22 protein-coding genes are annotated in these 26,486 nt (G+C 42.0%); 1 reads left to right on the top strand and 21 read right to left on the bottom strand.

The window, feature by feature from the left end; all coding sequences use genetic code 11:
* Positions 1-334: 334 nt before the first annotated feature.
* The 21 genes from AB4298_RS03840 to bioB all read right to left on the bottom strand — a co-directional run bounded on the left by AB4298_RS03840 (position 335) and on the right by bioB (position 24,859).
* Complete coding sequence (locus AB4298_RS03840) at positions 335-691, bottom strand: hypothetical protein (RefSeq protein ID WP_248998387.1); 357 nt, start codon at positions 689-691, stop codon at positions 335-337.
* A gap of 257 nt (positions 692-948) precedes the next feature.
* Positions 949-1,797, bottom strand: a complete 849-nt coding sequence (locus tag AB4298_RS03845) for a CsgG/HfaB family protein (protein ID WP_248998386.1) — start codon at positions 1,795-1,797, stop codon at positions 949-951.
* 2 nt (positions 1,798-1,799) lie between these two features.
* On the bottom strand, positions 1,800-2,213 hold the full coding sequence (locus AB4298_RS03850) for a curli assembly protein CsgF (protein ID WP_248998385.1): 414 nt from the start codon (positions 2,211-2,213) through the stop codon (positions 1,800-1,802).
* Positions 2,214-2,225: 12 nt separating this feature from the next.
* Positions 2,226-2,684 (bottom strand): curli production assembly/transport protein CsgE, encoded by a 459-nt coding sequence (locus AB4298_RS03855; RefSeq protein ID WP_371985786.1) that lies wholly within the window; start codon positions 2,682-2,684, stop codon positions 2,226-2,228.
* A complete protein-coding gene (locus AB4298_RS03860) occupies positions 2,681-3,316 on the bottom strand; it encodes a LuxR C-terminal-related transcriptional regulator (protein WP_248998383.1) in 636 nt (211 codons plus the stop codon). The genes AB4298_RS03855 and AB4298_RS03860 overlap by 4 nt, the downstream gene beginning before the upstream one ends.
* A gap of 128 nt (positions 3,317-3,444) precedes the next feature.
* Positions 3,445-3,996 (bottom strand): curlin, encoded by a 552-nt coding sequence (locus AB4298_RS03865; RefSeq protein ID WP_248998382.1) that lies wholly within the window; start codon positions 3,994-3,996, stop codon positions 3,445-3,447.
* Between the two features lie 296 nt (positions 3,997-4,292).
* A complete protein-coding gene (locus AB4298_RS03870) occupies positions 4,293-5,438 on the bottom strand; it encodes a tetratricopeptide repeat protein (RefSeq protein WP_371985787.1) in 1,146 nt (381 codons plus the stop codon).
* A 207-nt stretch (positions 5,439-5,645) separates the two neighbouring features.
* Positions 5,646-7,511 (bottom strand): bifunctional protein-serine/threonine kinase/phosphatase, encoded by a 1,866-nt coding sequence (locus AB4298_RS03875; protein WP_371985788.1) that lies wholly within the window; start codon positions 7,509-7,511, stop codon positions 5,646-5,648.
* Between the two features lie 4 nt (positions 7,512-7,515).
* The gene (locus AB4298_RS03880; RefSeq protein WP_371985789.1) at positions 7,516-8,982 is read right to left on the bottom strand and encodes a NarK family nitrate/nitrite MFS transporter; all 1,467 of its coding nucleotides are present in this window, start codon (positions 8,980-8,982) and stop codon (positions 7,516-7,518) included.
* 1 nt (position 8,983) lies between these two features.
* Positions 8,984-9,370, bottom strand: coding sequence for a nitrite reductase small subunit NirD (gene nirD / locus AB4298_RS03885; protein ID WP_371985790.1), 387 nt, complete (start codon positions 9,368-9,370; stop codon positions 8,984-8,986).
* Positions 9,367-11,976, bottom strand: a complete 2,610-nt coding sequence (gene nirB / locus AB4298_RS03890; RefSeq protein ID WP_371985791.1) for a nitrite reductase large subunit NirB — start codon at positions 11,974-11,976, stop codon at positions 9,367-9,369. The genes nirD and nirB overlap by 4 nt, the downstream gene beginning before the upstream one ends.
* A 385-nt stretch (positions 11,977-12,361) precedes the next feature.
* Positions 12,362-12,925, bottom strand: a complete 564-nt coding sequence (locus AB4298_RS03895) for an ANTAR domain-containing protein (protein ID WP_220781997.1) — start codon at positions 12,923-12,925, stop codon at positions 12,362-12,364.
* Positions 12,912-14,276: a glycosyl transferase gene (locus AB4298_RS03900; RefSeq protein WP_371985792.1), complete on the bottom strand. Its 1,365-nt coding sequence runs from the start codon at positions 14,274-14,276 to the stop codon at positions 12,912-12,914. The genes AB4298_RS03895 and AB4298_RS03900 overlap by 14 nt, the downstream gene beginning before the upstream one ends.
* Positions 14,269-15,327 (bottom strand): uroporphyrinogen-III C-methyltransferase, encoded by a 1,059-nt coding sequence (gene cobA, locus AB4298_RS03905; RefSeq protein ID WP_371985793.1) that lies wholly within the window; start codon positions 15,325-15,327, stop codon positions 14,269-14,271. Before cobA ends, AB4298_RS03900 begins: the two co-directional genes overlap by 8 nt.
* Positions 15,324-18,290, bottom strand: a complete 2,967-nt coding sequence (locus AB4298_RS03910) for a nitrate reductase (protein ID WP_371985794.1) — start codon at positions 18,288-18,290, stop codon at positions 15,324-15,326. The genes cobA and AB4298_RS03910 overlap by 4 nt, the downstream gene beginning before the upstream one ends.
* A 500-nt stretch (positions 18,291-18,790) precedes the next feature.
* A complete protein-coding gene (gene cctA, locus AB4298_RS03915) occupies positions 18,791-19,138 on the bottom strand; it encodes a tetraheme c-type cytochrome CctA (RefSeq protein WP_220781994.1) in 348 nt (115 codons plus the stop codon).
* Positions 19,139-19,430: 292 nt separating this feature from the next.
* A complete protein-coding gene (gene htpX / locus AB4298_RS03920) occupies positions 19,431-20,294 on the bottom strand; it encodes a protease HtpX (protein ID WP_220781993.1) in 864 nt (287 codons plus the stop codon).
* 661 nt (positions 20,295-20,955) lie between these two features.
* Positions 20,956-21,621, bottom strand: a complete 666-nt coding sequence (gene bioD, locus AB4298_RS03925) for a dethiobiotin synthase (protein WP_371985795.1) — start codon at positions 21,619-21,621, stop codon at positions 20,956-20,958.
* 26 nt (positions 21,622-21,647) lie between these two features.
* Positions 21,648-22,418: a methyltransferase domain-containing protein gene (locus AB4298_RS03930; RefSeq protein ID WP_371985796.1), complete on the bottom strand. Its 771-nt coding sequence runs from the start codon at positions 22,416-22,418 to the stop codon at positions 21,648-21,650.
* A 49-nt stretch (positions 22,419-22,467) separates the two neighbouring features.
* Positions 22,468-23,661 (bottom strand): 8-amino-7-oxononanoate synthase, encoded by a 1,194-nt coding sequence (gene bioF, locus AB4298_RS03935; protein WP_371985797.1) that lies wholly within the window; start codon positions 23,659-23,661, stop codon positions 22,468-22,470.
* A gap of 145 nt (positions 23,662-23,806) precedes the next feature.
* A complete protein-coding gene (gene bioB / locus AB4298_RS03940) occupies positions 23,807-24,859 on the bottom strand; it encodes a biotin synthase BioB (protein ID WP_371985798.1) in 1,053 nt (350 codons plus the stop codon).
* 248 nt (positions 24,860-25,107) lie between these two features.
* Here bioB and bioA point away from each other — a divergent pair, with 248 nt between their 5' ends.
* Positions 25,108-26,448 (top strand): adenosylmethionine--8-amino-7-oxononanoate transaminase, encoded by a 1,341-nt coding sequence (gene bioA, locus AB4298_RS03945; RefSeq protein WP_371985799.1) that lies wholly within the window; start codon positions 25,108-25,110, stop codon positions 26,446-26,448.
* Positions 26,449-26,486: the final 38 nt, after the last annotated feature.

Genomic DNA, 26,486 nt, shown 5'->3' on the forward strand with positions numbered 1-26,486 from the left:
TAGAGTGTTCTTAGTCTCAAACTGGTTGCAAAAAGTACACAGCCCAAAATGAATCCCTCTATTTTGTCTTAGTACAAGCTGCGGCTTAATTGATGTCGAATCACCTCTATTGCTAGAATCTAAAATCATTTTGCTTAAGCCTATAATTAGTACTTTAAAACAGTATATCGATAACCCCGTAATAAAAGAGGCAATTAGTGCAATAATGCTTAATGTAGAGACCTGAAATATAGCGATGTTAAACAAGCCAAGTAGGCATATAAATACCGCAAGAATCGTTAATGCTTTATCAACAAAAGGAAGTTGAGACTTAAACTCATTGATTGCTACCATTCTAACCAAGCTCTTTGATCAAATAGACAACACCATCTTTTTCATAAACATTTTTAACTTCGCTTCCCTCACCTAGCACGACTACCTTACTGCCATCATCAGTTACAGCATTGCCAGCTGCATCTAAAACGATGGCGATGCCTAAGGTCGTTAATATTGGCGAATGAAAAGCATGATAGTGGCGGTGATTTTTAGGAATAACTATGACTTTGTTACGCTGATATGGCTTACGGACTTTTTGACACTTAATGCCACCAGAACGCTCACAACCAACTGTTGCAGCTTTAGCTTGCTGTATACCTAAGCCCCATGTACTGACTAGCATTACACTCAATAGCAACCTTGTTTTCGTTTTCATGTCATCACCTTTATTAAACTTGAATACAGATAAAGCATACAACAAAAAACAAACACCTGTATAGCATAATTAATACCCGCCACACTACACAGCAAAGGGTGCTATTTCAATACAGACCAATAACGCGTTAAAAATTGTTTTATTTAGCTTAAGTTGATAGATGAAATTGAGGTGGGGAACAAAAAAAGCACAAAAAGTGCCTTTTATAACGAGTTAATATTAATTCGGTATCATTTTCAATTTAACTCATTGCGCTACTAACCTTGGTTGAGTCTAGCTTGAACTCTGTCTACCGAATGCGCTTCAAGCCAATATTTTTTTAAGACCTCATTTTGTAAACCAACTTGGGTATCGGCCAAATTCCAGGCTCTTTTCCAAATGCCATCAGCAATCATATGGACCACTGCACTTTCTATTGCCTGTGCAACACATAAACTAACGGGTTCATTTGAGGTATAACCCACTTCAGATTCCAGTAGTTCTTGCGCATCGATAAATTTAAAAACACCTGCTGTTAGCTCTTTAGACAGAACTGACTTTGTCGTCGTCACACTGCTCAATAGACGACCCGTACGTATATCAACTGCTCTTAAATTGACAGTAATGCTATCAACACGAAATTGACTCGACGCCCCGATACCTAAGTAACGCGCCCCAGCTCCACCAGTACGAATATTTGTGTCATAAGCAACAATTCCTCCTTCCATTAGAATTTGAGCAGAATTAAGCTGAGTTAAACTCGCAGCATCGCCTTTTAGCCCTGCACGCACAATTTTACGTTCCGTAAGTAGATTCTGTAAGCCTTCACGTTCAACAGGTGTGAACCAACTTGAATCATTTAGCGCTTGCGCTAAAAATGCCGTACCACTTTGTGGAACTGCCGTGGAAAAGTTACTCGACGGAATAGGCTTATATTGGCCGGTTTGATCTCTAAAATCATAAACGGCCGCAACCATACTACCTTGGGGAGCAGGTAAGCCGATTAAATCGTAATATGTTTCACCTTTTGGCATTAAACTAGATGAGGCCTCTATCTGTTCTAGTTCACTGGTAGATGAGCAAGCAGATACAATAAATAATATTAACAATAGAATAAGCTTTTTCATTTTTAACCAGCTCCAGTGCCACTATCAACAATACCACCGACTTCAATAATGGTGGTTTCTCCGGTGACAACATCAGTAATATGTACTAACAAGGTGCCATCTTGATTGACGACTTGAATTTCAAAATCATCAGTCTTTAAATAACCTTCACCACCATTTGCTGCATCATTAAACAATTGACTCATCAAACGTGATTCTAAAGAACTGGCAAGACGATCTAGCGCAGTTGGCGGTACATAACTAGAACCACCTGTATGTTTATTTTGTGCTGAAGCATTAGACAAAAGGTATGATCCGTTTAAGTAACTACCACCAAAGTTGGGGTTAACTGGCGTATAAATCAACTGGGTCGCCTTAGCAGAACCAACCACTGCAATAAGTGCAGTAGCAGCCGCTATTTTCAGAGATATAGTCATAGACATTCCTTGTTAAAACTCATCAGGTGCTAGGTCGGGGTCCAAAAACTGTGCCCAACTTGCTTGTTTTTGATTTTGTGTCAGTTTTTGATTTACCCATTTGGCTGCAGCAAGTGCCTGTTCATCAATGTTACGACTCGCCGGTGATACGACAGTAATGTAAATAGGCTTCCTGTTATGCAAGATACTAATCTTACTGCCACTTCTTGCTGTCGCCTGCTCAACAACGGTTAAGCCTGAATGTTGTGCCATTCCGCCAATATCACGATAGTCAGCCACAAATTCTCGATAAAATCGGTGGCCAAACCGAGTCATTGCTCGATTCAAGATTAAGCCATCTATAAGATCTGTTTCAATTTTAGGCGGAATATCACTGGTGCTTTTTGCTTTTTTATCTTGATCGGCAAGTACCAGCTCCTCAGCTGCAATACAAGGTGCCAAAAGTAGTAAGCAAACCCACAAACGGATCATTGGGTAACTTCATGCAAGTTAGTCTGTGCCCACGCTATTGCTTGGCCTCTACTAGAGACTCCGATTTTTCTAAAGGCACGATATAGATGTGTTTTGATGGTGCTTTCACTAACAAAAAGCTTATTAGCAATATCGATGTTTGTGCTACCGCTGCGTAAAACTTGCAATACTTCACGCTCACGAATAGTGAGGGTTTCAACCTCATCAGTAACCGCATCTTTATTAATATTAGATTCAATTAATGCTTGTGGGATCAGCACTTTGCCTTTAACAATTTCAGTCATTCCCTCACCAATGTCTTCTAAAGACGCGTCAGAATAGAATACGCCTGCTGTTACAGAAGCTTGTAATAGGAATTTTGCATCGATTTGTTTTGGAAAATGTACAAATACAACCCGAGCGACGTTACTGCCTTTCTCAACTCGTTTTTGAATTTGATAGGCAGTTTGCACGTCGACAGTGGCTAAATCGATAAGTATGATCGTAATTCGGCTTTCTAATAAATCACCGTTGAATTGTTCTGGTGAGACCCGGTGTAATTTAACTAAAAACTCTTGCGGCCATCGGGTATTCAATAAGTCTGCAAATAAATGTGAGCGGGTGATTACGACCCAATGTGTAACTTTAAACATTAACTAACTCCGTGTTTGCTCTAATTCACCATCCATGTGGCCACCAGTGTAATACAATTTAACCATAAATTAACATCAAAACGATGAAGACTCTGTTTGCTGGCTAAGTAAAGCGAATTTTCTGGCGACTAGTTTGGCGCTTGCCCTTGCGTCACTTGGGTCGTTATGCCTTGTCCATACTGGACTACAGCGACCCCATTGCCACTGCCATTTTGGTAAATCGTGACACTATTTTCATTTCCAACCTGTAAGACTGAGGCCCAATTGTCGTTTCCCTGTTGATTGACATCTAAATTGAGATAAGCGCCTTGCTGGGAAGACACTAGGGTATTGTTGAAACCGCTTTGAAGAATGGTAGCCTCTATTTCAGCGCCATTTTGGTGGGCGACTAATCGATTACTCCCACCCACTTGGTTTACATCGACATGAGTAGAAATACCAAATTGACTGACATAAGCTTGATTAGATACACCTTGCTGATTGATCGATGCTTGAAGGTTGTCGCCGTTTTGCGTTATTGAAGCCTTATTATCATAACCATTGAGTTCATCAAACTGACTTAGGTCTTGGGCAATTGCAGCCGTTGATAAAATTGCGGCAATAATAAATGCAAATAAAAGCAAACATAATTGCGCTACGGTTGAATTGAAAAAAGCATGAGTCCTATTGTTATTGTTCATTGCAAATCATCAACCTTTTTACTGACCAAAATTAATTAACGCGGTCATTATGTCGATAAAGTGTATTTTCATCATCAACCCAGAGTATTAAAGGTCATACAACAAACTAGCTATTCACCACAGCAAACCTAGACCTTTGTACTACATCTCTTTTTATTCTTCTTAGCTTAGTACTACAAGTTGAAAAACAACCTAATCCATTGGTTTAAATATAGATAATGATAAATTCAAGATAAACTCTATTTTAAATCAGCTTTAACATGTCATACCAAAGTCATGCTCTGTCAGTAGATGGTTTACAAGTTTGAAAGCCTATCTATCTTGGTTTGATACAATGATCTATCCTGAGTACGCTCTGTATATTTCATCGCAAGGGCAAGCGACTCTTCTGCTAACTGATATTCGCCAAGTATCACCTGAACCTTAGCTAAATCGTAATAAGCTCTATGGTAGTAATGAGTATTTTGTAGAAATTTATTGAGGTAAACCTTGGCACTCTTATAGTCTTGCTTTGACATAGCATCTAATGCTTGCAGGTACCATGTATATGGACTTTGATCTTCAAGTGCCAATAATTGTTGTTTAATTCTATCAGCTTGCTCTGCTCGTCCATCTAACTCTAGTAAAAAGTGATAATTACTCAGTAAAGTAATTTTATTTTCAGCTATTTCAAGTCCGTAGCGATATAACTTTTCTGCTGACTCTTCATCACCTAGCTTTCTAAGCACCACCGCTTGCATATTTATAGCTGGCTCATAGTAAGGTGCAATTTTTAAGCTTTTATTTAACAGCAAAAAAGCATAATTCAAATCACCGATAAAAATGGCATCAGCTGCTAGATTACGGTAGAACATTGCTAAGAATTCCTCCTGATTTATTAGCTTACCGCCTCGATCATATTTATCGGGAAAATAATCGATTTGAACTCGACTTCGCCCAAATAAAGCAACCGATTCGTCTTCTGAAGCTTCATATAGAAAGGTTCGAACATGATCAGAGGTCACTGCAATTTCATCCGAAATATCAAGTAATACAGGCATGGTATGCATAACTTGAAACCTGAATTCCACATCCATTTCTTTAGCAATAGCGTAAGTTAACATTGCCAGAGCCATGCAATTTCCGCCATTATTTTCAAGCGATTCAGTCGCGGAATAATTTTCGCCTTGAAAATTAAAGTTCACCAATCGCTTTTTGAGATATGCATAAGCTTGTTTGTAGCGAGGTAAACTCGCGATATGTTCTTGCGCTACAAATTCATTTAGCGATTTAATTTGAGCCGCACTTAGCTGATAGAAATCCTCTGGCGCAGGTACCCCACCATCAAAAAGCTCTGCAGCATAATTTAACTGAGGTAATGTTGGGCGTGGCATTTGAGGTTTATCTGTTGCTTGACAGGCTTGCAGCAAGATCGAAAAAAACAATATCAACATTAATCGCATTAAACATTCCTTTGTATAGCTATTATCTAACCGAGCATTGAACTGATCTGTCTATTAACCTAAAAAACAGCTCACTACCGTGTAAACTCCCTAAATCGAGATAAGCAATCTAGTAGGCTGAAATCAAAAATTCTCACTACTGCAGGTGTGTTTAGTCAAGACTAAAACATACAACCCGAATATACAAAGTGAAAAACACTCACACTATTACAGACCAAACATAACAAATAGCAATATGATGCCCAATAATAACCCACTCATACTTTGCCAAAACACCAACGGCCTCCTTTGAAGAAATGATTGCTTGTCGGTAGGTTGGTACCATTGGCGTACAGGAGTATTCATTTCATAGAGCCATTCACTGATGTCGTTATGACGCGCATTAGGGTCAAAATGTAATGATTTTTTTAATGCGCTATCCATCCAAATAGGTACCAATGGATTTAATGCATAGCTAGGTGTATAACGCAGGCGCTTAAAATCTGTTTCTAACAAACACTCAGCTTGCTTCCCCCTAAAAGGCAATTGACTTGTCAGCATCTCAAACGCAATAACAGCTAATGAATATAAATCCGCTTGATGGGTCACGTTATAACGTAACAGCACTTCAGGAGCTGAATATTCTGCGGTACCAAGAACACTATTTCGTACTAACGGAGTTGAGATCTCAGCAATACCTTTTATGTAGCAAGCGCCAAAGTCGATGATCTTAACCTGTCCATCTGGGTCGATAAGTATGTTTTCTGGTTTCAGATCTTGGTGTAATGTCTCTTTGCGGTGAAAAGCTCGTAAACCAGCCTCTATTTGATTCAAAATAGCGAGTACGGCTTGTATGTCAGGCTTTGGGTTAAGCTGCATCCATCGCTGTAACGTTACTCCCTCTATATACTCAGTTAAATAGTACAGAGCAGACTTAGGTTGGCCTCTGTCTTTTATCGAGATAACTTGCGCACTATTGATCCGTTCACCCACCCAGCTTTCTAGTATAAAACGCTCGATATAAGCGGCATCATCTTGATAGTTAACTGATGGCGTTTTCATGCACCTCAGCTGACCCTGTTCATTATTAACAAGGTAAACTTGGCTACGCTGACTTTGGTACAAGGTTTTAAGCACTGTGTAACCATCCAGCTTCATACCTTTACTTAACGCAGGTGGAAACGGTAAATGAGTTAAACTTCTATACAAGTCATCGATTGATGCATCAGGCAATTGAGTTACACTAATGCACTGACAGCTAGCGTTATCCTTTGAACCTTGGATAATGGCATTGTTAACAAGCTGGTAGCTAATCACATCACAGTCGTTATCACTAACGTTATTGGAGGCCGATGAAAGCTGAGTATCTATAATCTTTACGATATCGTGATCAGCTAATACATCGTGCACGCCGTCAGTCATCAACAGATATATATCGTCAACTTGTAAAGATAAACAGCAGTAATCTACGTCAATGTTCAAGTCTAGCCCTAAGGCTCTTGCAAGGTACCTATCACTTTTCCCAACCAAACTAATATGATCGTTAGATAGCTTTTGTAAGCGGTCGTTTCGATATCGATAAATCCGAGAATCGCCTATATGTAGCATATGCAAATGATTCGACTTAAATACTAATGCACTAAACGTGCACACATAGCCCCGCCTTGCATCCCGATAATCTTGTCCTAATCCGTAAAGCCACCGGTTTAAGGCTGTTAGCACTTTAGCGCTTGCCTGTTTTACCGACCAAAGGTCTGGGGTTGAATAATAGTCAGCTAAAAAATTGCTCACACTTATTGCCGATGCGGCGCCGCCCTTTTCCGCTAAACTAACTCCGTCACTAATCGCAGCTACTGCGCCTTTTGTTGTAAGAACATGCCCTGTAGGGATCCGGATCCCGATAGCATCTTCATTTTCTGACTTTACGCCCTTATCTGAATATTGACCAACATAAAGCGATAAATTCGAATCAGGCATAAACGGCAGAGGTTGCGCCTTATTTATGCCAATGCTTGATTGGTTGTCGCCCGCTTTTTTCAACGCGAGCGACTCTCGAACAGGCCAGTTTTTTCCTGTAAAAGTGTGGTTTACCATTTGCTTAACTCACACTAATAAGTGTGACTTCACCGTTATCATTGACCTCCGCAATATGCCCTTTGGGCTCAGCCATAAAAAACAATGTAATAAAACCAAATACAGCACTAGCCGCTATGACATAGAAAAAAGTCTGTGTTGACACCATCGAGTAAACGGTTAAAAAAAACACCGCCCCCACATTGCCATACGCACCAGTCATGCCCGCTATTTGCCCTGTTAGCCGCCGTTTAATTAACGGCACAGCGGCAAACACTGCACCTTCACCACTTTGAACAAAGAAAGAGCAAAGCATGACCATCGCAATAGCAATAGGTAATCCCCAACTACTATCTATTTGTGCCACACCTAAGTAACCTAATGCTAATCCAGCAGTCAAAATCAGTAGTGTCGATTTCCGTCCAAAACGATCACTTAGCCAGCCCCCGCCGGGACGAGACATCAAATTCATAAACGCATAGGAAGATGCGACCATACCTGCTTGAGCCAAACCTAGCTCGAACGTCTCTGCAAAATACAAAGGCAACATGGATACAACAGCTAACTCTGAGCCGAAAGTTGAAAAGTAAAGGACGTTAAGCACTGCAACTTGCTTAAATTCGTAACGTTCAAATTCGGGAACGCCGCCTTTAAATACAGCCTTATTTACATTAAATGTTTGTAGCAAATCGGCAGCTAAAATCGCAAATAAGAATAGATAAATCCCATTGACCATATTTGCAGATAGCATTGCAACACCTGCCGGTGATAGTTTCCAGGCGAGGAGCGCTAAGGTGGCATACATTGGTAATTTCATTACCACCAGCAACACAAAGTCTCCTTTACTTGTAACCTCAAGAGCTCCAGCCCTTTTAGGTTTAAAATAGGTTGAGCCTTTTGGCGTATCGGTAACATTAAAATAATAAACAAAGGCGAAAGCTAGACTCATTAATCCACTTAAACCAATAGCGTAACGCCAACCATTTTCGCCACCAAAAGCCAGTGCCACAGCGGGTAAGGTAAAGGCTGCAGCTGCTGAGCCAAAGTTTCCCCAACCACCATATATGCCTTCAGCTACACCTAGCTCTTTCGCTGGAAACCATTCACTTACCATACGGATACCAATCACAAAACCAGCGCCAATAAACCCAAGTAAAAAACGAGCCAATGCGAGTTGCTCAAACGTGGTGCCTAAAGCAAACATAAAGCAAGGAATGGAACATAAACCCAATAGCAAAGAATAGACTCGTCTTGGACCATAACGGTCAGTGACCATGCCAATAATGACGCGTGCAGGAATGGTTAATGCCACATTTAAAATCAATAAGGTTTTGATCTGCGCAATAGTTAAGCCAATGCTTTCTGCAATCACACTCATTAGTGGCGCCGCGTTAAACCACACAACAAATGTGATAAAAAATGCCATCCAGCTTAAGTGCATCACTTTCATCTTGCCACTAAAGCTAAAGAGGCTGAAATTTTGGTTAGTCATATTATGCCTCCTTACTAAAAGCTGATTTAGTATCTGTTGGTCGTCTACCTTGCACTATTTTAGGTTTATTTTTTCGAACCATTACCTTACCTTGGTACTTTTTGACCTCAAAGCAATTAACGTTAAGCTCTGAATTTTCAAAGCATTTCCCGCTTTGCAAATGATAGTGCTGTTTATGGAGCGGAGATGACACGTAAAGCTCATTATTGAGCTCACATAATAGGCCTCTTGAAAGTACACTTACGCCCGTAGCTGGATCAATATTATCAACTGCGAATATGCCTTTATCACCGAGATTAAACAAGGCAATGGCTCTACCACAAAACCAAGCTGCCACACCTCGATTCGTTGGTAATACTTTTTCTTCACATAATGTTACCCAACTCATAGACTTGTCTCCTGTTCGTCTAAAATAGTGACGGCAATATTCCCTGCCCCTTTATTTGCTTGAGTGATTTCAGAAAATCGCTGTACTTGCGATTGGATTGGAAATTTCTGCTGGCGCAGATATTGGTAGGGGTTTTGACTTGGTGCAGGCGCATCTTTAGGGTTGACAAACTCATCGAAACGACTGAGAAAATGTTTATCATTTAAACTAGTCTGCCACTCACACTGGTAACTCGCCACCACTTTTTGCATCTGCGCTTCAAGCTCCGCAGAGAGTCCAAGTTCATCACTAATAATCACAGATTGCAGATATTCGAGGCCACCAGCTAATGATTCCATCCACACAGAGGTGCGTTGTAATCTGCCTGCTGTTTTCGAGTAGAACATCAAGATCCTATCGATATAACTGACCAACTGCTCTGTCGATAAGTCAGTCGCAAACAAGTCACCATGTCGTGGGCGCATGCCACCATTACCACAAACATAAAGATTCCAGCCATTTTCTGATGCAATCACACCAATATCTTTGCTTTGGGCTTCGGCACATTCACGCGTACAGCCTGATACGGCCATTTTAACTTTGTGGGGGGCCCGCAGGCCCTTATAACGATTCTCTAATGCGATGGCCAAGCTAACCGAGTCTTGTACGCCGTAACGGCACCAAGTATCACCAACACAGGACTTTACCGTGCGTAACGACTTACCATAGGCATGACCCGTTTCAAACCCAGCAGCGATCAGTTGTTGCCATATTCGTGGTAGCTCTGATAATTGCGCCCCAAACATATCAATTCTTTGGCCACCAGTGATTTTGGTGTAAAGGTTATATTTTTTGGCAATTTCACCTATCGCAATCAATTTATCAGGGGTAATTTCACCACCAGCAATACGTGGCACAACCGAGTAACTGCCATCTTTTTGCAAATTACCTAAGTAAGCATCGTTAGTATCTTGAAGTGCCACATGTTGCTCTGAAAGCACATAGTCGTTTTCTAGTGTGGCAAAAATCGACGCCGCTAATGGCTTACAGATCTCACAGCCAAGCGCTAAGCTTGACGCACCAGATTTAGCGTGTTGCTGATAAAGAGTGTTGAAATCTTTAATGCTTTCAACTTGGCACAGATGAAACAAGGCTTGTCTATCATATTCAAAGTGGCGACACACGCCTTGCTCTGTTTCTATCCCTTGCTCAACTAGCGCATCATCAATAATTTGCTCAACCACTGCAGCGCAGCCACCACAACCTGAAGCGGCTTTAGTACAGCTTTTAATATCACTTAGAGTATGATTCCCCGCTAACACTTGCTCACAGATCTCTGATTTAGTTACCTGATGGCACGAACAAACGATAGCGTTATCTTTTAATAGAATTGGAGCAGAATTATCTGCAGTTAACAGGCTGACCGCGGGTAGTTCTAAAGGCTCTGCGGCCAAATATAAACTCAGTAAGTGGCTATACTCATCAACATTACCAATCAGTACCGCTCCTCTTAGGTATAAGCCAGTTTCATCAAGCCATAACTTTTTATAAATACCTGCTTGTTGGTCTATCAATTCAACATATTGAGCATTCTCAAAGCCACGGCTTTCGCCTATCGAAGCCACATCTACGCCAAGAAGTTTAAGTTTGGTGCTCATATCTGCGCCATAAAATTGGCTTGGTTGATTGTGTAAATAATCAGCTGTGATTTGCGATGCAACGACATTTGCCATTTGGTAACCAGGCGCTACTAATCCAAATATTTTTTGTTGCCATAATGCGCACTCTCCAATTGCAAAAATATCCTCATTAGAAGTAAGGCACTGATCATCAATGATAATCCCTCCTCTATCTCCTACATTGATATTGGCCTTTCTTGCCAAGTTATCTTGAGGGCGGATCCCCGCAGAAAACACCAACATGTCAGCTTCTAGGAAACTTCCGTCACTAAAAGTCATTCGATGCCGAGCCTCTTCGCCATCAACAATCTCCGTAGTGGCTTTATTGAGATGAACCTGCACTCCCAGTGCTTCAATTTTTTCCTTGAGCAACTCACCACCTTCTTTATTCAGCTGAACAGACATCAGCTGTGGCGCAAACTCAACAACATGCGTATCGATACCGAGTGATAGCAGCGCGTTGGCGGCCTCTAGACCTAATAATCCCCCACCTACAACAACACCTGAGCGTGCGCGATTAGCTGCCCGTTCAATGGCTTTTAAATCATCAATCGTTCGGTAGACTAAACAGTCGGCTCTATCATTGCCTTGTATCGGTGGAACAAACGGATATGAACCTGTAGCGAGCACCAACTTGTCGTAACTAAAATCAGCATCTTGAGTAAAAACCTGCTTATTAACCACATCAATTTCTATGACCTCTTGGCCCAAATGTAGTGTCACACCATTGGCTTGATATTCAACCTGACTTGCCAACATCAAATTATCAGCGTTACCTACCTCAAAATATTTAGACAATTGCACTCTGTCATAGGCTGCAATCTGTTCTTGCCCTAACACTTGAATATCTAAATATTGACTCATATTTTGACGGCACAGTTGCTCGACAAAATAATGGCCTACCATGCCGTTCCCAACCACCAGCAGTTTTTGTTTTGTTTGTTCCATTTAGCGCCCCCGTATTCCAGAGTTTTAGAGTTACTGACTTTTAGAAAAACAAAAAGGCGCCACTTCCCTAAAGAAGATGGCGCCTTTGCCCGATATCCATTAAATTTTGATTACCGCTTTTTATAACAAGCTATTTTTAAATCGCATTATAATCACTAACTCAGTGTCACTCAGTTCGTACTGACTAAACTAATTTTACTAAGCTCGTGTCACTCTATCTTTCGCAAAGCTTATGCCAGCTTAAACACCCGTATTAAAAATTATACAACTAACTGTTTTAAATGAGTTAAGATGTTTATTATCTTGTCGTATTTTTTCTACTTTACTCACTGACTCACTTTACTTGCACTTATTTGGTTCATTGTAGAACATCGACAGTGCAAGGCTATTTACACAACGCTTTTGCCACAGCAATAAGGCTTGTTCCCTGCTGCATAGCATATTGCTGCAATTGTTGATGTGCTTGCTGTTCATTAAGCCCAACTGATTGCAACTTACTTTTCGCTTGATAAATAATTTGCTCAGTAGCTAATTTCTGCTCAAGATGCTCAATTTTAGATAATGTGTGATTAGCCGCTTTAAAACGCAGTAACGCCAGCTCTATCACAGCATTAATACGGCTCACGCATAATGTTTGCGGCGTATACGTTATGCGCCCACATTCCAGTAAACAAGTTAATTGGTTTTCGCTAATCTTCTCACTACAAACAATCAAGCTCACTGGGGAGAATTCCATTAAGCGAGCAATAAACGCTAAATGACTCTCAGTGATTTTTTTAAGGTTTAACAGCAACAGATCGGACTGTGCTTCAAAATGAATACGTTCACATTCTAATAAACTCGTTACTGGCACTAGTTGATGGCCTGCATGACTTAACTCGCTCACATAGCATTCGCCGCGATACCTTGACTTAATTTGTTGCGATTCCGTAAAGCTAATAATGCGCATTTGCAGGCTCCTCTTGCTTATTACGACTCGTTAGCTTTTGGTATTGCTTGGTTTCAGAGCGATTTATACTGTCAGAACTGTCTGTCTGCTCAGGGCTGTTTACCTGCTCAGGGCTGTCTATCCGCTCAGGGTTATTTACTTGCTCAAGGCTGCAAATTTCTCGAATTAAATAGGCAAAGATTTGATCAGTTAAATGCTCGGCCTGGCTACGTGCATCATTTAAGACAAGTGATGGATTTTTTAGTAAGTTAAGTGCGGTTAGCGTACTTTCAATGGCAGCCTTTGCACGTATGCGCTCGTTTATATCAATAGCACTTTCGATCATTGAATCAAGACCGTCTACTTTTGCAGGCAAGTCCCCTGTATTGCTTCCAACCAACGCTGTTAACCAGTTTGCGCACAAGTGTTTAGCAAGTAACTTGTCGCCTTGCAGCATATCTAGCCTTGTCGGTATATTGATGCTTAAAACCTGATTAGCGTCATTAACGCCAAAAGATTGAGAATCAATATCCTGCCACGGACTAATAAACAGCTTAGTACTGCACCTTGGGTTAATTTCAGCTTCGCCTTGATAACCTTTAAAAATCAACACTCTTGATGCTGGCACATGCTGCGCCAAAAGTTGCGCAACCTTAATGTGTTGCGATGCGAAACCACTGTGAAAATAGCTGCGTATGCCTAATTGAGCATTAGCGGGATTCAAACAACGTATCGCCGTTTGATAAAGGCTTCTTAGTCCCAATTGTTGATGAAGCTCTCTAAAGGTATCGGCAAACACGGTGAGCTTGTCTGCATTGACATAACAAAGCCCATCGCGGTCTAATATAACTTGAGCCTCAGCAGCTGAGTTGACCTCCGCTATGCCTAAAGCTTGAATGACATCGCCCACATGATGACGATGACGCAATATACGATTATCACCATGGATAAGTATTCGCTCACCTTGCTGTGCCAAAGCTTTGGCACAGAAGAGCATATACGGTAACTGATCGCGTTTACCTGCGTAACAAGGCCAATCAAGGGTAATATTTAACGATTGCCACTGGGGGTCAACGCTTTGCTTTAGCGCGAGTGTTACCCCTGCTATCTCTTCGGCAGTTTCACCACGAACTCGCATTAACATAAGCGCCGCACTTAATTGAGCGGTCGTACCAACGCCAAGTTTACATCCATGTATAAGCTGAAAACTTTCATTAACGGTTAAGCTTCGCGAGCCTTTTTTTCCGCGTCCCAGCGCCTTAATAAGTTTTATATAACCGGCCTTATCAATATGGTTATCGAGTTTGCTGCTACCTATATGTCCCATTAGTAACTTGCTTGTGGATGCTGCACTTAGGTTTGCTTTATCCATATAGACTCTCATTAGCTGCAATAGATTGTGAACAAAACGCCAGGCAATGCTCAAGCTCTGCACCAATAGTGACCACTTCTCCCACTATGATGAGTGTCGGCCCAGCTTGCTTGAGGCTTAGTGCATCTTGCGCCATTTGATCAACACGACTGAAATTTATTGTCTGTGATTGCCTTGCACCATTGGTAATAAAAGCAACAGGTAAACTGCCTACTGCGCCAGCTAACATTAATCCCGTTGCAATTTCTAATGCCTTCTCTTTACCCATATAGAACACTAAGGTGCTATTAGCTGAAAGTAAGCCTTGCCATTCATCTATAACAGCTTGCTCTCTTTTGTTATCGCAGGTTCTGCCAGTGACAAAGGTGACGCTTCTGGCCACTTTTCTATGGGTCAGTGGGATGCCACTACTTGCTGCGCAGCCCAAAGCCGCCGTGACACCCGCGATGAACTCGCTCTTAACACCCCGTTTAGCTAGAAATAGTGCTTCTTCACCTCCGCGACCAAAAACATTTGGGTCGCCGCCTTTGAGTCGTACCACTTTTACCCCTGAGATAGCCAAATGATAAAGTCTTTGGTTAATCTCATCTTGAGTACGACTTTTTTGTGCAAAACGCTTACCCATGTAGATAAGACGGCAATGAGTAGCTGCCAATTGTAAAATCTCCGCACATACCAAATTGTCATAAACAATGGCATCCGCTTCAGTTATCATCTTTGCCGCTTTTAAAGTGAGTAACTCAATGTCACCACAGCCTGCTCCTACAATTTTTACAGTCTGATGTTGGTTATTGATGACTTTATTTTGCTCAGTGCTCTTAAGGCACTGTAAAGCAAATTGCTTTAGTTGCTGAGTTCTTGTCTCTGTGTTTATCTTTTCATCGCTAACTCGCTTGAGCGAGCAAAACTCGTCAGTGTTCAGCTGCCCACTACGTTGATAAGTTGTCAATTTTTGAGCGCTAAAGTCCTCGACCGTCTCAGGATTAATAAATTTCATACTGCTCAGAGGCTTAAATAGCATCTGCTTGATAAATTCTATTCCCTGCATCATGCCACCTCCTGTGTCGCCAGATCTTCGGCCGTTAGCAACGCTCTCGCAAGCTCAGTGACTTGATTAAGGCAACTGCCACAAGCAGCGCTACAGCCCAGTGCTTGCTTAGCATCATTTACCAATTGAGTTACTCCAAGTTGCTCACTGCCAAGACTTTGTATTGTCTCAAGCATATTGGCGGAGATCGCAGCTTCGGTTACGCCGTTGCAAGCACAAATTAACGGACTCCCTCCCGCTCGAATAAGCCTATATAGCTTGCTAAGCCAATCATTATCAACGCACTGATTAAGCAGAGCTTGTACTGCATTAACATCTACTTTGACTTCTCTGCTATCACTAATGCATAGACCAATGACAGAGCCTTGCTTGAGAAAACAGGTAATTGTGTAACCTGAAAACTGCCACTCCAATATTTGCGCAGGGATATTTGAAAAGCCAACCACATCGCTAAATGCTTTACTAACAAGCTCAGCCTTTGCCGCCGCAAAATGATGACAAACGCCATCATTAATGGTTTGCTTTACACACCAAATATGCTGTCTGAAATCCACAACAGACGTCCCCCAGATGATCCCTTGAACCACGACGGGATAAGCCTCAATTTGCACCCGTTGGTGCTTAAACCCTGGTTGCAAAGACCAAGGATCTACATGACTTTCCAGTAGCTGATTGACACCCGCACTGTTACTAAATTGAGTTGACCAATGCATCGAACAGAAAGCTGAACCCGGTAAAATAGCCTCATCAGCAACCGTTCTTGCTAACATGTTTTCATTTGAATTAAGCCCGGTAAGTTTGACGAGATCTCCAGAAGCAATCTGCAATTGCTCCAAGGTAAAAGGGTTAAGCAAAACCGTAGGTTGATAATCACTTGCCGATAGGCTGGCAATATGACCCGTTCGCGTCATGGTGTGCCACTGATCTCGCGATCTGCCAGAGTTAAGCCATATTCCATTTGGCGCAGACTTTTTATCCACTTCTTGTGCTAACAAAGGAGTCGCGATGAAGTTGGCAAGACCATTGGTCGTTGAGAAGCGACCATCTTGATATAAGCGTTCTTGAGATAAATATTGAGACGATTGCAGTGTTTTTTGTTCTAGGAGATTATTTGGCAGATCTTCAGCCTTATCTTTAACTAACGCCTTAGTTTGCAAGCTATTAAATTGCTCGCACCTTTTGGCAATAGGCCACTGGATCGGCTCAAGCTCGTCGTACTCCTGCTCGCTAATATTGCTTAGACCAGCTAAGGTATATTGCTGATTGGGAAAGTGACTAACCACTTTGTCGGTAAGCATCGCGTGCTCGGTAAAAATTTGATGACTATTGGAAAAATTGAAACCTTGTTTGAATCCAAGCGCTTTCGCCACTTCACAAATGGCCCACCAGTCTGCTTTTGATTCTCCTTGTGGTGTAACAAAACGACGCTGACGACTAATGGTACGTTCACTATTGGTCACCGTTCCAGACTTTTCTGACCAACCTTGGGCAGGCAAAAGTAAGTCTGCGTATTTAGCTGTATCGGTGTCAGCAGTAATATCTGACATCACCACAAACTCACAGCGCTTAAGTCCTCGTTTAACTAAAGCCGTATCGGGCATTGACACTAATGGATTAGTACCCATTATCCATATGGCCTTGATTTCCCCCGACGCCATCTGGCTGAAAATTTCTGTCGCGGTGAGTCCTTTGCTTTTTACTACTGACTCTGATTGCCAAAACTCACTTAGCAGACTTCGCTCTTGCAAGGTAAATCCCATATGAGCTGCGAGCTGAGTTGCCATGCCTCCGACTTCACGTCCGCCCATTGCATTTGGCTGACCAGTTAATGAAAAGGGTCCACAGCCTGGTTGACCTATATCCCCCATTGCCAAGTGACAATTAATAATGGCATTACTGGTGTCAGTGCCGATGAGTGATTGATTCACACCTTGACCACTGGCTGTAACAACTTTATTTGTGACTGGAACGATGGGATCAGTTGCAGTATAGAGCTGATAAAAGTTGCTAATATCCTCAACCGACAATCCTGTTTTAACAGCGACTTTCTCAAGAGAATCACATGCGTTTACAGCGTAAATTGCTTCTGAATACCCTCGGGTATTGCTTTGAATATAATCAAGGTTTTGCCGCTTCGAGTGACTAATTGCGCTTAATAATCCATTGAATAAAGCGAGATCGGATCCCGGTAGTAATTGCAGATGCAGATCTGCATAAGACGCCGTAGCTGTTTTACGTGGATCGACAACCACCAACTTGGTTCCTTTTTGTTCTCTTGCTGCAAGAATGCGTTTAAACAATACCGGGTGTGTCCAAGCGGTATTGGCACCAACAAGTACAACGACATCGGCCAATTCAAAATCTTGATAACAGCCAGGAATAACATCTTCACCAAAAGCGCGAATATGCGCCGTTACCGCTGAAGACATGCACAAGCGTGAATTGGTATCGATATTGGCGCAGCCTAAAAAACCTTTAGCCAATTTATTTGCTACGTAATAATCTTCTGTAAGCAGTTGGCCCGATAAATAAAATGCCACCGAATTACTGCCATGCTCTGCAATAATACTGTTAAATTTCGATGCAACTTTATCAATCGCCTCGTCCCAGCCAATCGTTTTGCTGGCATTGACTTGTACTGTTTCAGTGTTTGCCTTGTCATGGTCTCTAGAGCTCAGCCTTTGGTTCAACCTCGGATAAAGCAGTTTATTCGGGACCTTTACCCCTTCAAGCAAACTCATGCCTTTGAGGCATAACTCACCAGCATTTGCAGAATGGGTTACGTCACCACATAGCTCGATATGCTTGTGATTGCTCTCGTTAGCCTGCGGTACACTAGCGTTTTGAATAAGCTTATCCGCTTTAACAATCGAAGATTTTTGCATAATTTCGTCAGATGTCCCGCGGTGGATCTCTATCCCGCAGCCGACACCACAGTAAGCACAAGTGGTTCTACAGCTTGGCATTTGCTCGCTCCTCCATGAAAGTCTTATAAGAGATAAAGCAAATACCAAGCCAAAATTTAAACAACTGTTTTAATAGTAAAAATTTGCTGCTGAAGGGTGACTGATAAGAATACAAACTAAATAACGCCCAAAAAAAGTGCATTTATATGCACTAAAGGCGCACACAGCTTGTATTTTTTTAGGCGGGAGTTCGTATTCTAATCACAAATACAGGCGGGATAAGGTGAATTTTAGTACAAATAGCCGGAGTAAATACGCGATTTCACGCCGTAATATCGCGTTTCACTACTCTTCAATGGTTGGTAAATAAGCTAAAAACATCAAAAATGGCGAGATATAGAGCAGCATAATTGCTCAACACTAACACGCAAAATAGTGGTAATCACTTAAATTTTTTCAAAAACTTGAGCGCCTAACGACTTGATATAATATGCAAATTTTAGCCACAAAAAAGCCAGCTATTTAGCTGGCTCAATTTAGAATTCTGAATTAATTCAAAATTACTTAAGTACTGACTCTGCTGTACGGCCGTCATCGTGACAGCTGTCACAAGTTGGCTTGTCACCCACGTTCATTTCATGTGGCGCGTGACAATCTGCACACATTAGCATGCCATCATGTGGTTGGTGAACTGCGTCCATTTCTGCCAATGTACCGTGGCAAGCTTGGCACTGCTCAAACTCATATTCGCCGTCTGCAGATGGAGAACCGTCAGCGTGACACGCTTCACAACCGTCCATTTCTGCATGCATTTCAGCAAGTTCTTGACCTTCAGCGAAAGCTGATGGAGATAGTGCTAGCGCAGCGAAAGCCGCACCAAAGATTACGCTTAGTAGTTTATTGCTCACAATTGTATCCTCATTAGATGTTCACATAGTGAAAACTTATATGTCAGGTTTGTTTTCATCTTGCGATCATTATTTTTTTAGCACGACTTAGATTAATTTAGCTAAGCATTATCTAATTCGCAACTAATTTAGCTGAAAGATCATATCATTGTGGATTTTCGCAAAACGTGCGCTCAATCAAATTAACTCTTGGAATTTGCTCGTTTTCACCATTTATCGCTTTGATTTTGAGCAATAAAAAAGCGATTTGAGCTTTATAAGCTCAAACCGCTTTGTTTAGTAAAACGTTATATTAGCTAGCGCGTAATGCTGCGATACGCTTTTCTAATGGTGGATGACTCATCATCAATTCCGCCATAGACTTTTTACCATTGATACCAAGTGCAGACATAGATGCTGGCATTGCACCAGTTTCTGGACCTTGACGTAATCTATCAAGTGCAGCAATCATCTTCTCTTTACCTGCAAGTTTTGCTGCGCCTTCATCCGCTCTGTATTCACGAATACGTGAGAAGTAAGCAACGATGATTGAAGCCAAAATACCAAATAACATATCAAGAACGAAAACCACTGCCATATAGGCAAACATGCCTAGGCCTTCACCTTCTTCATCATTACTTGCAACGAAGTTATTGATGATGCCTGCAACGACGCGAGCAGCGAAAATGACAAATGTGTTCACTACGCCTTGAATTAGCGTCAATGTCACCATGTCGCCGTTGGCAACGTGGCTGACTTCGTGAGCTAGAACCGCTTCAATCTCGTCTTGGTTCATGCCGTATAGCAAACCACTACTGACTGCCACTAAAGAGTTATTCTTGCTTGGGCCTGTCGCAAATGCGTTTAGCTCTGGTGACTGATAAATTGCCACTTCAGGCATTTTAATACCAGCTTGCTCAGCTTGACGGGCAACCGTTTCAACTAACCAACGTTCAGTATTATCACGTGGTGTTGTGATCACTTCACAACCCATAGTCTTTTTAGCCATCCACTTAGAGATTGCTAAACTGATAAATGCGCCACCAAAACCAAAGATCGCAGCGAATACCAGTAAACCACCCATAGTAGAGGTGTTAACACCTAAAATAGACATCACAATTGATGCCACTAATAAGATCGCCATGTTGGTGGCAATCAGTAAAAATATACGCTTCATTTAAGCTCCTGTAGGATACAAAGTACCTGATATACACTCTTAAAAGACATAATATGTCCGGCAAACGAGATTTCAAGGGGAGACGGCAAAAATTTTGCTTTGTCGCTTCAATTTATGGCTTATTGCTTCAATAATAGACGACTCGAATCCACTTTATATCAAGTGATGCCAAGTCTAGGTCGGTTTCATTAATCCAAGATTAATTTAATTGCCTAACGGGGATAATTGTAAAAGACGTGAGATTAATCTTTTTTAACAAAAAGATAAGCCTAATTAACCACCATAGACAAACGGCATAACTAGGCTTTGCTGAACTAGATTAATAGGGATAGCTCGAACGAAGATTTATACCAATCAGTACAAGAATTTGATCTACTCAGAGTGTTTTTGGCAAACTAATTCAAGGCGAATAATTGAAAGAATGGTCGCTCCCTTTTGAAGTTATTCAACGTAGAAGTAGGCAGCCAAAAACGCTCCAGAATGGCGAGTTTTAGCGGCTTTGATGCTGTGTTAACTAGCTTGAACGTAGAATAACTATGCTCTTCACTCGTTGCAAACCACATGGATGTGGTGAATGTCATTAAAGCAAGGAGCACTTAATGACCTTGCCTCAAAGCCGCTAAATTCTCGCTGAGCGACCAAATGTTTATACTGATTGGTATTAGCCAAGAACGCTTAAATCTAGATGACTGGCTACTTGCTCTGCTGTTGCTTCCGATAGGTGTGGTACAAAACCTAAGAAAGGCGCTGTAATTGCCGTTTTTAATGTTGCTAGGTTTTCTTCTGGATGCGCCATGTCAGGATCAACCTGATTAGCGACCCAACCAGCAATGTTGAGGCCATCAGCTTTTATCGCTTCCACGGTAAGTAATGCATGATTTAAACAACCAAGCTTCATACCAACCACTAAAATAACCGGCAGCTGCATCATTTGCACCACTTCAGATAAGTAATGCCCGTCCCCTAATGGTAAACGCCAGCCACCAGCACCTTCTATTAAGCAAAAGTCCGCACCGACAAATTCAGACATTTTCATCATAGCCGCAATGCGGTTAGGGGCTAACTGTACGCCCATTTGCTCGGCTGCAATATGCGGAGCAATAGCAGGTAAAAATGCAAAAGGGTTAATATCTTCATAAGGAAGCTTAATCGTTGATGCAGCCATTAATGCTAACGCATCACTATTTCGTAGACCCGCTTCTGTTTCAGTGCAACCCGATGCTACAGGCTTAAAACCAACAGTTTCGCCTTTGGCAGCCGTCAATAATGCAGATGAAATAAGCGTCTTACCGCAATCAGTGTCGGTACCGGTTACAAAAAATGTCATGTTATCTCCAAGTCGCTCAGCTGCAATTAGCGCTTTTTGCGCGCCTTAATAAAGCAAATATTATAAGTTAAAGGAAGGCCCTCTGGGGCTCGGCTCAACTCTGCCTTAGCTTGTAATGCTTGCCAATCTTTACGTCCTCTCAATGTGACCTGAGGCAAGTTAACATCTTGTTGTTGCTTAACAATTGATGCACCAACTCCTTTAATCGACTGCAACATTGATTTCAGAGTGTCAAAATGTAAGCTGATCGCCTGCGTTTCACACAGCTCGATATCCCATTGTGATTTATCAAAGCCCGCTAACAGTGTGCTCTGTTCAATAAACTGATTTATTTTAAAACCCAGAGCAGCCAATTGCTGCAAGCTATCTTTGGCGACGATGCTCATATTGAACTCTGCGCCCGCAGTTAGCACTCGATTAGCTTCTGTTATTGCTTGAGGCAGTTGTTGACACCATTGCAGAGCAACATTGGAGTAGATGCCGTCCACACTGTTGTCGAGCAAAGGCAGGTTTTGAGCATCTGCACATATCGCTTGGTAGTGTGGATAATTCGCAGTCAGAGTGCTTAACATACCCTCGGCGATATCCAGGCAAATGACCTGCTTAACGCTTGGTAAATGCGCAAAGCATGTGCCGGGGCCGGCACCAATATCCAATAATCGACCACTGACCTCAGTTTGCTTTAACAAACGTTGAGCCGTTTGTTGTTGCAAAACATCATAGGTGTGGTAGTTATCTGCTGCGGCTGAAAAACATGCCGCCACCTGCTGGCTTAGCCCATTTGATCCTTTATTCACAACATTGGATCCCGAACAATTAAAATATTGTTATTCATTAATTTGATTATTAATCGTTATTAAGGATATCAGCCAACACATTCACTAAGGCTGATATATCTTGTTGGCAATGATTGGCATTTAGCGTCAATCTTAGCCTTGCACTACCTTGTGGAACAGTTGGTGGCCTTATTGCACCTAACCAAAAGCCATGCTCTTTAAGGCGCTGAGCCACAGCCATCGTTTTAGCACTATCACCTAAAATAATAGGCTGTATTGCAGTTAACGAATCAGTTAACTCAATATTTTTACTTTCACACTGTTCGCGAAAATAACTGATGTTCTCTTTAAGCTTTTCCCTTAGCTCTGGTTGCTGCTCTATCACTGTCAATGCGGTAAAAGCTGCCACTGCACTTGCAGGAGATAATGCCGTGGAATAAATATAGTGCCGTGCATTAGCAACGAGAAAGTCAACTAACTCGCGGCTACCGAGAATTGCAGCACCTTGCCCACCGAGAGCCTTTCCAAATGTGACTAATTGCGCATCAATCTTAATATCGTCAGTTAGTCTCGTAGCGCCAAAGCCATCTTCACCAATCACACCAAAACCATGGGCATCATCAACAATAAACCATGCACCATGTTGCTGACAAAGCGCTGACATCTCTGCTAACGGTGCGATGTCTCCATCCATACTAAATACACTTTCGGTAACCAGTGCACTTGGTTTAAAACGTTCAAAGCAGGACTTCGCACTCTCAATGTCATTGTGACTAAAGCGCTTTAGTTTTGCACCACTGTCTTGAATACCATCAATAACAGATGCATGAATGAACTTATCTGCAACAACTAGATCGTTCGGTTCAAACAAGGTTTTCATCAATGCAGTATTAGCACTAAAACCTGAGCAGAATAGTAATGCAGCTTCGTGCCCCGTTACATCACAGAGTGCTTTTTCAAGCTTGATATGCGCCTCCGTGTAACCAACAACAAGAGGTGATGCAGTGCTCCCCACACCATAGTCTTTAGCACCTTGATGTAGTGCATCTATTAAAACGTTTGAAGTTGACAAGCCTAAATAATCATTACTACTAAAATTAACATAGGGTAAAGCGTCGACTTCAAAGTAGTTTGACTGACTGGGATCGAGTACTAAATTAGTGCGTTTTCTCAGTAAGCCTTGCTCATGAAGTGCTAGATTGCGATTAGCAATACGAGTGGCGAGAGTTTCGTTCTGATGTACTTGATTGGAACTTTCTGACATTGATTTTGCTCAATTTAAAAGCGTTTAGTCCTTATACCCTACAATGTGTAAGTAAGGCATAAGTGACTATTATGGTTAGATTGCTTCAGATTCTATCTATTTAACAAGTTGAACTTTATTGGCTTATTCACGTTTTATAGAATGCCTAGAGTGCACCAGCATCGTAAAATGCTGATTGCTTTTTATCTTGCTGTGCAGCCGCTTTGGCAAGCATTGCTTCATCTTGCTCTTTCGTTGCTGCTATGCCTTGCTCTGGATGTAAACCTAACTTTTTAAATAGTGCCATATCATCATTTTCTTCAGGGTTCGGCGTTGTTAACAACTTACAACCGTAGAAAATTGAGTTTGCGCCAGCAAAAAAGCACATTGCTTGCAACTCTTCAGTCATATTCTCACGGCCTGCTGATAAGCGAACCCGAGACTTAGGCATAGTAATACGTGCTACTGCGATAGTGCGCACGAACTCTAGTGGGTCGAGATCGTCAAGCTTTTCAAACGGTGTGCCTTCAACCTTTACTAACATATTAATGGGTACAGAATCAGGATGCTGTTCCAGGTTAGCTAACTGTTGAATAAGGCCAGCTCTGTCAGTTACCTTCTCGCCCATACCGACAATACCGCCTGAGCAGACTTTCATACCTGATGCGCGCACATTAGTTAACGTATCTAAACGGCTTTGGTAGGTACGAGTGGTGATCACATCGCCATAATACTCTGGTGATGTATCTAAATTGTGGTTGTAATAATCTAAGCCCGCATCTGCTAGCGTATTTGCTTGATCAGCAGAAAGCATACCTAACGTCATGCAGGTTTCCATGCCTAATGCCTTGACCTCTTCAACCATGGTCTTTAGGTATGGCATATCACGCTCTTTAGGGTTACGCCATGCAGCCCCCATGCAAAAACGTGAAGCACCTGCCGCTTTTGCGCTGCGTGCTTCTGTTAATACGGTTTCCATTGCCATAAGGCGCTCTTTCTCAAGGCCTGTATCGTAACGAGCGCTCTGTGGACAATACTTACAGTCTTCTGGGCAAGCACCCGTTTTTATCGACAGTAAACGACTAATTTGCACTTCATTAGGATCGAACTCTTGGCGATGGATACTCTGCGCCTGAAATAGAAGATCGTTCATAGGAAGTGCAAATAAGGCTTCAATCTCTTCGCGCTTCCAGTTATTTCTTAGCTGTACTTCAGACATCTTGTTCCCTTTTCGCTCACTCGTTCAATTTATTGTTTATTTTATTGGTACACCAGCCATTTAAACTCAGCTCTTATACCAACAACCGCATTGACAAGAGTTTGAGAGTGCAAACTATTTTATATAAAAAACAAGTAACTACAAATAATTAGTTAGCTTTAAAAGTAAATATTTTGCTTGCTTAGGATACCTGCAAGCCGTAACCTGTCAACGCCATTGGAATTAAAAGGTTTACTAACGGTTAATTTATGAACACACAAGACCAGTCTACGATAAACAGCATCGACCTTCAATTTGATAGAAAACACCTTTGGCATCCTTACACCTCAATGGCCAATTCACTGCCGGCTTATGGTGTAGTTGCTGCTGAGGGTGTTGAACTGCAATTACAAGACGGTAGCAAATTAGTCGATGGTACGAGTTCTTGGTGGGCATGTGTACATGGGTATAGTCACCCAAAAATCGTTGCAGCTATGCAGCAACAAACGGCCCAGCTCAGTCATGTCATGTTTGGCGGGATCACTCATCGACCCGCCGTTGAACTGGCGCGACTACTCGTCGAGCTAACCAGTCCTAAATTAACCAAAGTATTCTTAGCCGATTCAGGTTCTATTGCCGTTGAAGTGGCAATGAAAATGGCGTTGCAATATTGGCAAGGTAAAGCCAATACCGACAAGCAGAAAATTCTTACGATTAAAAATGGTTACCATGGCGATACCTTTGCCGCGATGAGCGTATGTGATCCAGAGGGGGGGATGCACACCATGTTTGGCGAGTTAGTCACCAAGCAGCTATTTGCCCCTGCACCGCAGTCTCGATTTGATGGTGAGTTTGATCCCGAAGAGCTCAATGAAATTGCCAGTATTTTTGAAGACAATCATCAGCAAATAGCGGCGTTACTGGTTGAGCCTATAATGCAAGGCGCTGGCGGTATGCGTTTTTACCACTCAGATTATCTAGCTGCGCTGCGCAAATTATGCGACAAATATAATGTGTTACTTATTTTAGATGAAATCGCCACAGGGTTTGGCCGAACAGGTAAGCTGTTTGCCTATGAGCATAGCCATATCGAAGCAGATATTTTGTGCCTTGGTAAAGCCCTTACTGGCGGTTATATTTCCTTAGCTGCGACTATGTGTAGTGATGAAGTCGCACAAGGTGTAAGTGACTCGCCAGCAGGTGTCTTTATGCACGGCCCAACATTTATGGGTAACCCGTTAGCTTGCGCTGCAGCCATTGCCAGTATTGAACTGATTAAAGAAAACCAATGGCAAGCTCAAGTCAGTGCAATTGAAGCGCAACTAAAAACAGAGTTAGCCGATGCTATCGACTATGAACATGTACACGATGTGCGAGTACTTGGTGCTGTAGGTGTACTTGAAATGAGTTCAACATTAAATACCGCAGAGCTGCAGCAAGAATTTGTTAATCTAGGTGTATGGATCAGACCTTTTTCTAATCTTATTTATATTATGCCGCCTTACTGCGTTACTACAGAGCAGCTAAGCAAATTGACTCATGCGATGAAAACGGTTGCAAAGAGAACTAGTCCGAAAGCGAGTGCTAACGCTTTCATCAGTCACGGTTAGTATCAATAAAGAGCCAACAATGATTGGCTCTTTATAAA

This window comes from Shewanella sp. 10N.261.52.F9 (assembly GCF_041471165.1).
In the GTDB taxonomy this organism is placed as follows: Bacteria; Pseudomonadota; Gammaproteobacteria; order Enterobacterales; family Shewanellaceae; genus Shewanella; species Shewanella marinintestina.